Origin of the sequence: Luteibacter sp. CQ10 (assembly GCF_040900725.1) — a bacterium.
Classification (GTDB): domain Bacteria; phylum Pseudomonadota; class Gammaproteobacteria; order Xanthomonadales; family Rhodanobacteraceae; genus Luteibacter.
On the sequence record NZ_JAEUYM010000007.1, the window covers coordinates 119,597 to 132,163 of the forward strand.

11 protein-coding genes are annotated in these 12,567 nt (G+C 67.2%); 8 read left to right on the plus strand and 3 right to left on the minus strand.

Features of this window, described 5'->3' with window-relative positions:
- The first annotated feature begins 24 nt into the window (after positions 1–24).
- Positions 25–489: an acetyl-CoA carboxylase biotin carboxyl carrier protein gene (gene accB, locus JNG39_RS20675; RefSeq protein WP_368313843.1), complete on the plus strand. Its 465-nt coding sequence runs from the start codon at positions 25–27 to the stop codon at positions 487–489.
- Between the two features lie 10 nt (positions 490–499).
- Positions 500–1,870 carry an acetyl-CoA carboxylase biotin carboxylase subunit gene (gene accC, locus JNG39_RS20680; protein WP_368313844.1) on the plus strand — a complete coding sequence of 457 codons (1,371 nt, stop codon included), beginning with the start codon at positions 500–502 and terminating at the stop codon, positions 1,868–1,870.
- 256 nt (positions 1,871–2,126) lie between these two features.
- Here the strand turns inward: accC and prmA are convergent, their stop codons facing one another.
- Positions 2,127–3,029 carry a 50S ribosomal protein L11 methyltransferase gene (gene prmA, locus JNG39_RS20685; RefSeq protein WP_368313845.1) on the minus strand — a complete coding sequence of 301 codons (903 nt, stop codon included), beginning with the start codon at positions 3,027–3,029 and terminating at the stop codon, positions 2,127–2,129.
- 64 nt (positions 3,030–3,093) lie between these two features.
- On the opposite strand from prmA, the gene JNG39_RS20690 reads away from it, so the two are divergent.
- From JNG39_RS20690 to purH, 3 genes are all read left to right on the plus strand, one after another.
- Positions 3,094–3,909: a zinc-ribbon and DUF3426 domain-containing protein gene (locus tag JNG39_RS20690; RefSeq protein ID WP_368313846.1), complete on the plus strand. Its 816-nt coding sequence runs from the start codon at positions 3,094–3,096 to the stop codon at positions 3,907–3,909.
- A gap of 223 nt (positions 3,910–4,132) precedes the next feature.
- A complete protein-coding gene (locus tag JNG39_RS20695; RefSeq protein ID WP_144916331.1) occupies positions 4,133–4,366 on the plus strand; it encodes a helix-turn-helix domain-containing protein in 234 nt (77 codons plus the stop codon).
- Positions 4,367–4,423: 57 nt separating this feature from the next.
- Complete coding sequence (purH, locus tag JNG39_RS20700; RefSeq protein WP_368313847.1) at positions 4,424–6,013, plus strand: bifunctional phosphoribosylaminoimidazolecarboxamide formyltransferase/IMP cyclohydrolase; 1,590 nt, start codon at positions 4,424–4,426, stop codon at positions 6,011–6,013.
- Positions 6,014–6,111: 98 nt separating this feature from the next.
- Here the strand turns inward: purH and JNG39_RS20705 are convergent, their stop codons facing one another.
- Positions 6,112–7,089, minus strand: a complete 978-nt coding sequence (locus tag JNG39_RS20705; RefSeq protein WP_368313848.1) for a bile acid:sodium symporter family protein — start codon at positions 7,087–7,089, stop codon at positions 6,112–6,114.
- Between the two features lie 93 nt (positions 7,090–7,182).
- On the opposite strand from JNG39_RS20705, the gene JNG39_RS20710 reads away from it, so the two are divergent.
- Together JNG39_RS20710 and JNG39_RS20715 are read left to right on the plus strand one after the other, a co-directional pair.
- Complete coding sequence (locus JNG39_RS20710) at positions 7,183–8,073, plus strand: LysR family transcriptional regulator (protein ID WP_368313849.1); 891 nt, start codon at positions 7,183–7,185, stop codon at positions 8,071–8,073.
- Positions 8,074–8,119: 46 nt separating this feature from the next.
- Positions 8,120–8,818, plus strand: a complete 699-nt coding sequence (locus JNG39_RS20715; protein WP_368313850.1) for a glutathione S-transferase — start codon at positions 8,120–8,122, stop codon at positions 8,816–8,818.
- A gap of 71 nt (positions 8,819–8,889) precedes the next feature.
- Here JNG39_RS20715 and JNG39_RS20720 read toward each other — a convergent pair whose 3' ends face one another.
- Positions 8,890–9,405, minus strand: a complete 516-nt coding sequence (locus tag JNG39_RS20720) for a DUF2782 domain-containing protein (RefSeq protein ID WP_368313851.1) — start codon at positions 9,403–9,405, stop codon at positions 8,890–8,892.
- Positions 9,406–9,500: 95 nt separating this feature from the next.
- On the opposite strand from JNG39_RS20720, the gene polA reads away from it, so the two are divergent.
- Positions 9,501–12,221 carry a DNA polymerase I gene (gene polA, locus JNG39_RS20725; protein ID WP_368313852.1) on the plus strand — a complete coding sequence of 907 codons (2,721 nt, stop codon included), beginning with the start codon at positions 9,501–9,503 and terminating at the stop codon, positions 12,219–12,221.
- The last annotated feature ends 346 nt before the right edge of the window (positions 12,222–12,567 follow it).

Genomic DNA, 12,567 nt, shown 5'->3' on the forward strand with positions numbered 1-12,567 from the left:
CCACCACCAGTAAAGGTTTGTCCCATGGACCTGCGCAAGATCAAGAAGCTCATCGACCTGCTCGAGGAATCGAACCTCGCCGAGCTGGAAATCAAGGAAGGCGAGGAAGTGGTTCGCCTGTCGCGCGTGCCGAAGGGTGGCGTGACCGTGGCCGCGCCGCAGATGATCGCCGCGCCGGCGGCTGCCGCCCCGGCCGCACCGGCCGTCGCCGCTCCGGCGCCCGCCGCCGCACCGGCCGACAGCGGCCTGCCGGCGGGCCACGTGGTGAAGGCTCCGATGGTCGGCACCTTCTACGCTTCGTCCACGCCGGGTGCCCCGGCGTTCGCCACCGTCGGCAAGCAGGTCAAGGCCGGCGAGACGCTGGGCATCATCGAAGCGATGAAGATGTTCAACCAGATCGAGGCCGATGTCTCCGGTACGGTCGTCGCCATCCTGGTCGAGAACGGCCAGCCGGTGGAATTCGACGAACCGATGTTCGTCATCGCCTGAGGCCCTCGCCATGCTCGAGAAGGTCGTCATCGCCAATCGCGGCGAAATCGCGCTGCGGGTACTCCGCGCGTGCCACGCGTTGGGCATCAAGACGGTCGCGGTGCATTCCACCGTCGATCGCAACCTCAAGCACGTCGGCCTGGCCGACGAATCGGTCTGCATCGGCCCGCCGCCATCGGCCGACAGCTACCTCAACATTCCGGCGATCATCGCGGCCGCCGAGATCACCGACGCCGGCGCCATCCACCCGGGCTACGGCTTTCTCTCCGAGAACGCCAACTTCGCCGAACAGGTGGAGAAGTCGGGCTTCGTCTTCATCGGCCCCACGGCCGACGTGATCCGCCTGATGGGCGACAAGGTCGAGGCCATCCGCGCCATGAAGGCCGCCGGCGTGCCCTGCGTGCCGGGCTCGGGCGGCCCGCTCGGTGACGACGTGGATGAAAACCTGCGCATCGCCCGCGAGATCGGCTATCCGGTCATCATCAAGGCCGCGGGCGGCGGCGGCGGTCGCGGCATGCGCGTGGTGCGCACCGAGGCCCACCTGGCCAACTCCATCGTGATGACCAAGCAGGAAGCCAAGGCGGCTTTCAGCAACGATCAGGTCTACATGGAGAAGTTCCTGGAGAACCCGCGCCACGTGGAAATCCAGGTGCTCGCCGACGGCCAGGGCAACGCCATCCACCTGGGCGAACGCGACTGCTCGATGCAGCGCCGCCACCAGAAGGTGGTGGAAGAAGCCCCGGCGCCGGGCATCACGCCGGAGCTGCGCGCACAGATCGGCAAGGTCTGCGTCGACGCCTGCATCCGCATCGGCTATCGCGGCGCGGGCACGTTCGAGTTCCTGTTCGAGGACGGCCGCTTCTACTTCATCGAGATGAACACCCGCATCCAGGTGGAGCATCCGGTGACGGAACTGGTCACGGGCATCGACCTCGTGCGCGAGCAGTTGCTGATCGCCAGCGGCCACAAGCTGTCGATCCGCCAGGAAGACATCGTGCTCACCGGCCATGCCATCGAGTGCCGCATCAACGCCGAAGATCCCGACACCTTCATGCCGAGTCCCGGCACGGTGAAGCGCTTCGAGGCACCGGGCGGCCCCGGCGTGCGCGTGGACACGCACCTGTACGACGGCTACCGCATCCCGCCGAATTACGACTCGATGATCGGCAAGCTGATCGTGCACGGCCCCGATCGCGCCACCGCCATCGCGCGCATGCGCATGGCGCTCACCGAGACGGTGATCGAAGGCGTCAAGTGCAACATCCCGCTGCAGCAGCGGATCATGGCCGACGTGGGTTTCCAGCAAGGTGGACAGAACATCCACTATCTGGAAAAACGGATGGCCGAGCAGAAAGAGAAAGCGCAGGCTTCGGCCGAGTGATGAAGAAATCCCGCCGAGAGGCGGGATTTTTTTGCGTAGCGGGCTTGACGCGAAAACCGGTCTTCGGGCGCTGGGTTCCTGCGTGCGCAGGAACGACGTGAGGTTGTTTTGTTTGTAACGTTTGATCTTGCAGCTCGTCGTTCCTGCGCACGCGGGAGCGACGTGAGGTTGCTTTGTTTGTAACGTTTGATATAGCAGCTCGTCGTTCCTGCGCACGCAGGAACCCAGCGCCCGGTGTCAGAAGGGACGATATCGCTCAATCGCGCTTTCGCACGCCGCTGATCCGCACCCAATCCTCCAGCGTGCGAACTTCCAGCCCCTCGAACCACTCCGCATAGCGCACGAGCAACTCCTCGTGCTGTCCCTGCAGGATGCCCGACAGCGCGAACGGCGCACCCGGCTTCACGGCGGCGGCGAAGGTCGGTGCCAGCTCGCCGAGCGGCCCGGCGAGGATGTTCGCCACGAGTACGTCGGCAAGCCCGGAAGGCGCCTCGCCCGGCAGATAGACGTCCAGATCCCCGTCCACGCCATTGCGCTCGGCGTTGTCGCGCGAGGCGAGCAAGGCCTGCGGATCGTTGTCGATGCCCACCGCCCGCGCGGCCCCCAACTTCAGCGCCGCGATGGCGAGGATGCCCGAACCGCAGCCGTAGTCGAGCACATGCTTGCCCGCCAGCTGCTGGCCGTCGAGCCACTCCAGGCACATGGCGGTGGTGGGATGCGTGCCGGTGCCGAAGGCGAGGCCGGGGTCGAGCCGCACCACGACGATGCCGCCGTCAGCGGGCGGTTCGATGTTCCACGGATACACCCACAGGCGGCGACCGAACGGCATCGGCTTGAACTGGTCCATCCAGGCCCGCTCCCAATCCTGGTCTTCGACCTCGCGCCAGGCGATGTGCGCGGGCTCGATGAAGGGCAGGTCGTCGGCGATCGCCGCGGTGAGCCCGCGCCGGTCGGCGTCGGCATCGAACAACGCGTGGAGCACGATCTGGTTCCACAACGGGATCTCGCCGACGCCGGGCTCGAAGATCGCCTCCTCGTCGGGCGTCTCCGCGTCCGCGTCGCGCAACGTGATCGACAGGGCGCCCAGGTCTTCCAGCGCGGCTTCCACGCGGGGCTGCTCGGCGGCGCGGATGGTGAGGGACAGTTCGAGCCAGGGCATCGTGGCATCACGCAAAGGGGAAGAGGACCACGATTCTAGCGGCCCCGCACGCTATGATCGAACGATGTACACGCAGTGTCCCGAGTGCCTCACCGTCTACAAGCTCGATGCCCGGCTGCTGGTGCCGGCCTGCGGCTGCGTGCGCTGCCACCGCTGCGATACCGTCTTCAACGCGCTGGGCACGCTCGCCGAACAGCTTCCGCCCGAGCCGTTCACGCGCCTGCCCGAGCACGCGCTCGACCAGGACCCGCCGCTCGCCGACGTGGCCGTGTTCCGCCCCCGTCCGCCGGCGCCCGAACCCGGGCCGCCGCCGCTCGTCGTCGACGAGGCCGTGGCCGCGGAAGCACCGGCGGGCGAGGACTTCAGCCAGCTCACCTTCACCCCGGCGTTCGCGCGGCGCCGACGGCGCTCGTGGCGCACCTTCGCCTGGGTGTCCGTCTGCAGCGTGTTGCTGCTGGGCCTGCTGGCCCAACTGGCGTGGGCCGAGCGCGACGTGCTGGTCGCCGATGCCACCGCCGGCCCGATGCTGGCGCGCGCGTGCGACCTGCTCGGCTGCCGGCTCCCGCTCGTCGCCGCACCCGACCGCCTGCGATTGCTGGCGCGCGACGTCGAGCAGCATCCCACCGTGCGCGATGCCCTGCTCATCACTGCCAGCGTACGCAACGATGCCGCTTTCGGGCAGCCGTATCCGGTGGTCACCATCGTGCTTTCCGACGCGCAGGGCCAGAAGCTCGCGATGCGCCGCTTCCGGCCCGAGGACTACGTCGGCGATACCGCCATCCGCACGCGCGGGCTGGCGGCGGGGGCGACCACGGCCATGGTGTTCGAGGTGCAAGACCCGGGCCAGCGCGCGGTCGCGTTCGCCTTCAGCTTCGACTGACCGTTCGAAAAAATTTCTTTTTGCAAGCCTGCACTTCGCCTTCGGAGGCGAGTACACTCGGTCCCCTTCGCGACTTTCGGCGGCCGACTGACGGCGTGGCCGTATCGCACTCGTGACCATCGAATAGAACAAGAACTGACCGGAGCCCTGTTCCGGGCTGCGAGAGGGGAATGCCTTGAACGCTGTGAGACTGACTGCCGTCGAGGCCGCCAACGAGACCTCCATGCAGAGCGCCCTCAGCGAATGCGTCAGCCGCACCGTACGTCGTTACCTAGCCGATATCGGCGATACCGAGTGCGGTGAAGGCCTGCACGCCCTGGTCATCCGCGAGGTCGAAGGCCCCCTGTTGCGCGAAGTACTCGCCTTCCACGAAGGCAACCAGAGCCGTGCCGCCGCCGCGCTCGGCATCAACCGCGCCACGCTGCGCAAGAAGCTCGCCGCCCACGGCATCTCCTGAGCCGCCCTCGGGCGTCCGGACGGCTATAATGGCGCGCTTTCCACCCCGGAAGCGCCCATGCCCTCGCCCGATCTCGTTCCCGTCCGCCGCGCGCTCGTCAGCGTTTCCGACAAGCAGGGCCTGACGGAACTCGCCCGCCGCCTCGTCGCGGCCAACGTCGACATCCTCTCCACCGGCGGCTCCGCGAAAGCATTGCGCGACGCCGGCATTCCCGTGCGCGACGTCGGCGACCTCACCGGCTTCCCCGAAATCATGGATGGCCGCGTCAAGACCTTGCACCCGAAGGTCCATGGCGGCCTGCTCGGCCGTCGCGGCACCGACGACGCGGTGATGGCCGAACACGGCATCCTGCCCATCGACCTGCTCGTGCTGAACCTCTATCCGTTCGAACGCACCGTGGCCGATCCGTCGTGCACGCTGGAGAACGCCATCGAGAACATCGACATCGGCGGCCCCGCGATGCTGCGCGCCGCGGCGAAGAACTGGAACGACGTCGGCGTGCTCACCGATCCGTCGCAGTACGACGACGCGCTCGCCGAGATCGAAAGCAAGGGCGGCCTCTCGCGCGCCACGCGTTTCCGCCTTTCGGTGGCCGCGTTCAACCGCGTGTCGAACTACGACGGTGCCATCAGCGACTACCTGTCCGGGCTCAGCCTCGACGATACGCATACCGCCATCGCCGGACACGCCGAATTCCCCGAACAATCGAACGGACGCTTCGTGAAGGTGATGGACCTGCGCTACGGTGAGAATCCGCACCAGGCCGGCGCGTTCTATCGCGATCTCTACCCCGCGCCGGGCACGCTCGCCACGTTCCGCCAGTTGCAGGGCAAGGAGCTCTCGTACAACAACATCGCCGACGCCGATGCCGCGTGGGAATGCGTGCGCCAGTTCGATGCGCCCGCCTGCGTCATCGTCAAGCACGCCAATCCCTGCGGCGTGGCCGTGGCCGCCGATCCGCTGGCCGCCTATGAACTGGCGTACGCCACCGACCCCACCTCGGCGTTCGGCGGCATCATCGCCTTTAATCGCCCGCTCGACGCGGAAACCGCGAAGGTCATCCTGAAGCGCCAGTTCGTCGAGGTGCTGATTGCCCCCGTCGTCGAAGCCGGCGCGGTGGAAGAAGCCACGAAGAAGGCCAACGTGCGCGTCCTGGAAATCCCGATGGGCGACGGCCGCAACACGCACGACGTCAAGCGGGTGGGCTCGGGCCTGCTGGTGCAGACCGCCGACCATCGCCAGGTGGCGCGTGACGAACTGAAAGTGGTGAGCAAGCGCCAGCCGACGCCGACGGAACTCGACGACCTGCTGTTCGCCTGGCGCGTGGCGAAGATGGTGAAGTCCAATGCCATCGTCTACGCCAAGGACCATCGCACCGTCGGCATCGGCGCCGGCCAGATGAGCCGCGTGGTGAGCGCGAAGATCGCGGGCCTCAAGGCGGAAGAAGCCGGACTCGCGGTACCGGGCAGCGTGATGGCGTCCGATGCGTTCTTCCCGTTCCGCGACGGTATCGATGCCGCCGCGGCGGCGGGTATCGTGGCGGTGATCCAGCCGGGCGGTTCGATGCGCGACAACGAAGTGATCGAAGCGGCCGACGCGCATGGGATGGCGATGGTGTTTACGGGCATTCGCCACTTCAGGCACTGACGAACATCCTTCGCCGATACGATCGGCCCCCACCCCTTCGGTAGGCAGGATCGCGAAAGCCCTGCTACCGAAGGGTGGGAGCCGATCGTATCGGCGAATCAGCGTGCGAAGGCGGCTGTCTCCCGCCGCACCGCATACCGCCGCGCCAACACCGCGCACGTCATCAGCTGGATCTGGTGGAACAGCATGATCGGCAACACGATCAGCCCCAGCGGATGGCCGGCGAACAGCACCTTCGCCATCGGCACGCCCGACGCGAGGCTCTTCTTCGAGCCACAGAACACGATGGTGATCTCGTCCTCCTTCGCGAAGCCCAGCGCACGCGCGCCGTAACGGGTCGCCAAGAGCGCCAGCGCGAGCAGCACCGCGTTCACCACGAGCAGGCCCGCGAGCACCGGCAACGGCAGCTGGTGCCACAGCCCCTGCAACACGGCCGCGCTGAACGCGGTGTACACCACCAGCAGGATCGAACCGCGATCCACATAGCTCAGCAGCGTCGCGCGACGGCGCGCCCAGTCGCCGATCCAGCGCTGGGCGACCTGCCCGGCGACGAAGGGAAGGAACAACTGAACGACGATGGCACCCACCGCATGCCACGAGAGCCCGCCGTGCCCCGAGTTCGCGATGATCAGGCCCACCAGCAGCGGCGTGACGAAGATGCCCAGCAGGCTCGACGCCGACGCGCCGACGATGGCCGCCGGCACGTTGCCCCGCGCGATCGAGGTGAAAGCGATCGACGACTGCACGGTCGAAGGCAGCGTGCACAGGAACAGGATGCCCAGGTAGAGATCGGGCGTAACCAGCGGCGAGAGCACCGGCTTGAGCAGCAGGCCCAGCAGGGGAAACAGCACGAAGGTGCTCGCCAGCACCGTGAGGTGGAGGCGCCAGTTGGTCATGCCCGCCACCACGGCGTCACGGGACAGCTTGGCGCCATGCAGGAAGAACAGCAGGGCGATGGCGGTGTCGGTCGCCACGTCGAACACCCGGGCCGCCACGCCCTGGCAGGGCAGGAGGCTCGCCAGCACCACGGTGGCGATGAGTGACAGGGTGAATCCATCGGGAAGGAAGCGACGCATGACGGGAAAGCCGGTTCGAGGGATACCGCTATTGCACCGCCAAGCCACTCATAAGACAAATCGTTTTATCTGATTCGGTGATAGATTAATCGCATGAATGTCTCGCTGCGTCAGCTTCGTGCCTTTCTCGCCGTGGCGGGGCATCGCCATTTCCGGCGTGCCGCCGACGCCCTGCACCTGACCCAGCCCGCCGTCAGCCGGCTCATCGCCGATCTGGAAACCGAACTGGACGTACGCCTGTTCGATCGCAGCACCCGCGAAGTGGTGCCGACCGAGGCGGGCCGCTACCTGGAGCAAGCCCTCTCCCGCGTACTCGACGAGCTCGACGGCGTGCTCGCCCACGCGCGGACGCAAGCCGACCCGCTGCGCGGCCGCGTGCGCATCGCCGCGGTACCGACGGTCTCCGCCGGGCTCGTGCCCGCCGGCATCGCCCTGTGTGCGGCGCGCCACCCCTCGCTGGACATCCTCCTGCGCGACCAGAACCAGGCCCAGGTGCTCGACGCCGTGCGCGGCGGCGAGGTGGACTTCGGGCTCACGGTGGAACCGGCCACCCGGGAGGAGTTCGAAGCGGAAACGATCCTGCGCGATCCGTTCCGCCTCGTGTGCCGCGACGATCACGCCCTCGCCGCGCAACCGTCCGCGACGTGGCCGATGCTGGCCGACGAGCTGCTCGTGCTGCTCGACCACGCCTCGGGCAGCCGCCGCCTCATCGACGCGGCGTTCGCCGAACGGCAGTTGTCCATGCGGGTCGCGCTCGAGGTGGGGCATCCCTACACGGCCTTCCGCATGGTGGAAGCCGGGCTCGGCGTGACGGTGACGCCCGCGCTGTCCCTGGACGCCTTGCGACCGGGACTCGCCGTGCGCCGGCTGGAGCCCGAGGTACGGCGCGAGGTCACCCTGCTGCGCCGCCGCGCCCGTTCCCTGTCGCCACCGGCGCAAACCGTCTGGGACACCTTTCGCGAGGTCGCGCTCACACTCGCTTGAACGCGCGTCCGCCAAGCTCGTGTCTTTCCGACCACGGGGTGCTTCGATGAGCTACCAGCTGTATTACTGGACCGGATTGCAGGGACGGGGTGAGTTCGTGCGCCTTTGCCTGGAGGATGCCGGCGCGGCGTATACCGACGTGGCGCGGATCGAGGGCGACGACGTGATGATGCCGTTCCTCGACGGCAAGGAGGACGGCGCCCTTCCCTTCGCGCCGCCGTTCCTCAAGAGCGGACGGCTGGTGATCGCGCAGGTGGCGAACATCCTGCAGTACCTGGGGCCCCGCCACGGGCTCGTGCCTGAGAGCGAATCGAAGCGCATCTACGCCCATCAGCTGGAACTGACCATCACCGACCTCGTGGCCGAAGCGCACGATACGCACCATCCGGTAGCGAGCGGGTTGTACTACGAAGACCAGCGCGACGAGGCGAAACGACGCTCGAAGGATTTTCGCGAATCGCGCATCCCGAAGTTCCTCGGGTACTTCGTGCAAGCGATCGAGCGCGGCGGCGGACGGTTTCCGCTACGTGAGCATTCCTACGTGGATCTGTCGCTGTTCCAGGTGATGGCGGGACTGGAATACGCCTTTCCCAAGGCGATGGCGAAGCAGAAGGTTCCATTGCTGCGCGATCTGGCGAAACGCGTGGCCGACCGGCCCAACGTCGCCGCCTACCTCGCCTCGGAACGGCGCGTGCCGTTCAACGAGACGGGGATCTTCCGGCACTACGCCGAGCTGGACGGTTGATGGCCACCCCTTCGGCAGGAGACCGGCTATCGAAGGGGTGGGAGCCGATCGTATCGGCGAATCACGCTGCCTCAGTTCCCGTCGGCAGGCTTGGGCGCATTGCCCCACTCGTAAACCTTGTACTGCGTCGGGCTCACCGGCCCATTCCGGCCACCCACCGCATGACGACGCCCGTCGTCGTCGACCGAGTAGTACTGCGGCACGCCGTTCTTGGGCGTGACGACCACCTGGAAGAGCTTGCCGCCCGAGCGGTATTCCTCGACGCGGTTGTCGCCTTCCTGGTGGATCGTGACTTCCGGCGGCGGGTTGCCACGGGCATCCATCGCGGGAAGGTTGTCGGCCGATACCGTACGTCCCATCGCATCGGACGTGGCCGGGGTCGACTGCGTCTCCTCGGCCTGGTCGTACGGCACCGGGCGCTCCACCGGCTTCTGCCCCGAGCGATCCGGCTCGCCCGGCTTCACGCCCGGATCGTTCAGCGCCGGGGGCGGCAGGGTCTTCAGCTGAGGGTCTTTGACGGACTGCGCCGCGGCGGGCAACGCCAGGGCGAGGGCGAGCGCGGCGACGAGGGCATGCGAGCGGTTCATGAGGGAGTCTCCGTACGGGGTTGAGAGCATACCAAGCCGATGCCCCGCGGCCACGTGAACGGGCGGTCGACGCCCCTCCATGCGAGAATCGAGGCATGCCTACGCTCACCCTCATCGACGGGTCCTCATACCTGTATCGCGCGTTCCACGCGCTCCCTCCGCTGACCAACGCCCACGGCGAACCCACCGGGGCGCTGTTCGGCATCGTCAACATGTTGCGCACCACCATGAAGGCCGGTTCCGACTACGTGGCCTTCGTGCTGGACGCGCCGGGGCGCACCTTCCGCGACGACCTCTACCCCGACTACAAGGCCAATCGCCCTTCCATGCCCGACGACCTGCGCGCGCAGGTCGAACCGATGATGAAGATCGTGTCGGCCCTGGGCTTTCCCATGCTCTGCGTTCCGGGCGTGGAAGCCGACGACGTGATCGGCACGCTCGCGCACAAGGCCCGCGAGGCCGGCATCGACACCGTGATCTCCACCGGCGACAAGGATTTCGCCCAGATGGTGGGCGCGCACGTGGTGCTCATCAACACGATGAGCAACACCACGATGGACATCGACGGCGTCATCGAGAAGTTCGGCGTGCGCCCGGAGCAGATCGTCGATTTCCTCACCCTCACCGGCGATTCCATCGACAATGTGCCCGGCGTGGAAAAGTGCGGCCCGAAAACCGCGGCGAAGTGGCTGGCCGAATACACCGACCTCGACGCGCTCATGGCCAATGCCGACCGCATCGGCGGCAAGATCGGCGAAAACCTTCGCGCCGCCCTGCCGCGCCTGCCGTTGTCGCGCGAACTGGTGACCATCCGCACCGACGTGCCGCTCGACTACGCGCCCACCGACCTGACCATGCGCGAACGCGACGTGGATGCGCTGCGCGAGTTGTACGAACGCTACGATTTCAAGGCGGCGCTGAGGGATCTGGACGCCGCCGCGCCGTCCGCGCCCGCGGCATCGCCTGCCGCGGCGCCCGCGCAGGTACCGCTCGTCCCGGCCGCCGAGGTGCACGTCGAATACGAACTGGTCGCCACGGAAGAGCGCCTCGCGGCCTGGCTGGAAAAGCTGGAGACCGCGCCGCTGATCGCCTTCGATACCGAGACCACCAGCATCGACGCGATGATGGCCGACATCGTGGGTCTGTCACTCGCCGTGGAACCGGGCAAGGCCGCCTACGTGCCGCTCGCGCACGACTATCCGGGTGCGCCGCCGCAACTGTCGATGGATCACGTGCTCGGCGCGCTCAAACCCATCCTGGAAGATCCGAATCGCCCGAAGGTGGGCCAGCACGGCAAGTACGACATCAACGTGCTCTCGCACTACGGCATCGCCCTGCGCGGCCTCGCCCACGACACCATGCTCGAGTCGTACTGCCTCAACGCCACGGCCACGCGCCACGACATGGATTCGCTCGCGCAGAAGTACCTCGGCTACACCACCATCAAGTACGAGGAAGTGGCCGGCAAGGGAGCGAAGCAGATTCCGTTCTCGCAGGTCGATTGCGATACGGCCTGCCGCTACGCCGCCGAAGACGCCGACATCACCCTTCGCCTCCACCAGACCCTGTGGCCGCAACTCGAAGCCGTGCCGTCGTTGCAGTCGGTGTACCGGGACATCGAGATCCCGCTCGTGCCCGTGCTGGCGAAGATGGAGCGAACCGGCGTGCTCATCGACGCCAACGAGTTGCGTAAGCAGAGCCAGCACCTGGGCAAGCGCATGCTCGAACTGCAGCAGCAGGCCTACGCGTCCGCCGGCCACGAGTTCAATCTCGATTCGCCCAAGCAGTTGCAGGCCGTGCTCTTCGACGAACTGGGCCTACCCGCGAAGGTAAAGACACCGAAGGGCCAGCCGTCCACCAACGAGGAAGCCCTGGAAGCCATCGCGGACGCGCACGAGCTGCCGCGCCTGATCCTCGACTACCGCGGCCTCGCCAAGCTGCGCTCCACCTACACCGATAAGCTGGCCGGCATCGTCAACCCGCGCACCGGCCGCGTGCACACCAGCTATCACCAGGGGGCCGTCGCCACGGGGCGGATCAGTTCGTCCGATCCCAACCTGCAAAACATCCCGGTGCGCACCGAAGAAGGCCGGCGCATCCGCCAGGCATTCGTGGCGCCGCCCGGCTGGCGCATCGTCGCGGCCGATTACTCGCAGATCGAATTGCGCATCATGGCCCACCTGTCGCGGGACGAAGGCCTGGTGCGCGCCTTTACCGAAGGCGGCGACGTGCATCGCGCCACCGCGGCCGAGGTGTTCGGCGTGCCGCCGGAGGAGGTCACCACCAACCAGCGGCGCGCGGCCAAGGCGATCAACTTCGGCCTGATGTACGGCATGAGCGCCTTCGGCCTCGCGCGCCAGCTCGGCGTGGACCGCGGCGAAGCGTCCGACTACATCGGCCTGTATTTCTCGCGGTACCCGGGGGTGCGCCAGTTCATGGACGACACCCGCGACAGCGCGCACCGAAATGGCTACGTCGAAACGCTGTTCGGCCGTCGCCTGTACCTGGAGAACCTCAGCTCCCGCAACCAGGCCCATCGCGCCGGCGCGGAACGCGCGGCCATCAACGCGCCCATGCAGGGCACGGCGGCCGACATCATCAAGCGCGCCATGCTCGCCGTATCCGCCTGGATCGAACCGCGCGACGACGTGCGCCTGCTCATGCAGGTGCACGACGAACTGGTATTCGAAGTGCGCGAGGATGCGGTCGACGAGGTTCGCGCGAACATCGAAAGGCTCATGACCGGCGCGGCGGAACTGAGCGTGCCGTTGGAGGTGAGCATCGGGGCGGGCGCGAACTGGGACGAAGCGCACTAAGGCGTTTCGCTTCGCAGGAATCGCGGACGCGGCCCCCTCCCACCCTCCGGTAGCGAGTCGGCCCGGCGACCGAGGGGTGGGAGCCGATCGTATCGGCGAGTCCCGCGAAGCGCTTGCTCACCACGAATTCCTCGTACGATCGCTCATACGGCACCGTCATGGCCTGCGCGGCATCCATCGAGCATGCGTTGCAATGAACGTCGTCCGGGTCACGGCTGTAGGCGATGATTCGGGCGTCCTCGTCGGTCCGCCCTCCTTCGCGTCATGCCTTGGTTTTCGACGCCCGCTTTGCAAACCGGCGTGAGCGGATTCGGCATCGGTGACGGGATGATGCGGGGTTCGTCGA

Bases quoted from the DNA above. Each gene is read 5' to 3' on its own strand.
- accB (WP_368313843.1), top strand. From the start codon at position 25: ATGGACCTGCGCAAGATCAAGAAGCTCATCGACCTGCTCGAGGAATCG.
- accC (WP_368313844.1), top strand. From the start codon at position 500: ATGCTCGAGAAGGTCGTCATCGCCAATCGCGGCGAAATCGCGCTGCGG.
- prmA (WP_368313845.1), bottom strand. From the start codon at position 3,029: ATGCCCTGGCTCGAACTGTCCCTCACCATCCGCGCCGCCGAGCAGCCC.
- JNG39_RS20690 (WP_368313846.1), top strand. From the start codon at position 3,094: ATGTACACGCAGTGTCCCGAGTGCCTCACCGTCTACAAGCTCGATGCC.
- JNG39_RS20695 (WP_144916331.1), top strand. From the start codon at position 4,133: ATGCAGAGCGCCCTCAGCGAATGCGTCAGCCGCACCGTACGTCGTTAC.
- purH (WP_368313847.1), top strand. From the start codon at position 4,424: ATGCCCTCGCCCGATCTCGTTCCCGTCCGCCGCGCGCTCGTCAGCGTT.
- JNG39_RS20705 (WP_368313848.1), bottom strand. From the start codon at position 7,089: ATGCGTCGCTTCCTTCCCGATGGATTCACCCTGTCACTCATCGCCACC.
- JNG39_RS20710 (WP_368313849.1), top strand. From the start codon at position 7,183: ATGAATGTCTCGCTGCGTCAGCTTCGTGCCTTTCTCGCCGTGGCGGGG.
- JNG39_RS20715 (WP_368313850.1), top strand. From the start codon at position 8,120: ATGAGCTACCAGCTGTATTACTGGACCGGATTGCAGGGACGGGGTGAG.
- JNG39_RS20720 (WP_368313851.1), bottom strand. From the start codon at position 9,405: ATGAACCGCTCGCATGCCCTCGTCGCCGCGCTCGCCCTCGCCCTGGCG.
- polA (WP_368313852.1), top strand. From the start codon at position 9,501: ATGCCTACGCTCACCCTCATCGACGGGTCCTCATACCTGTATCGCGCG.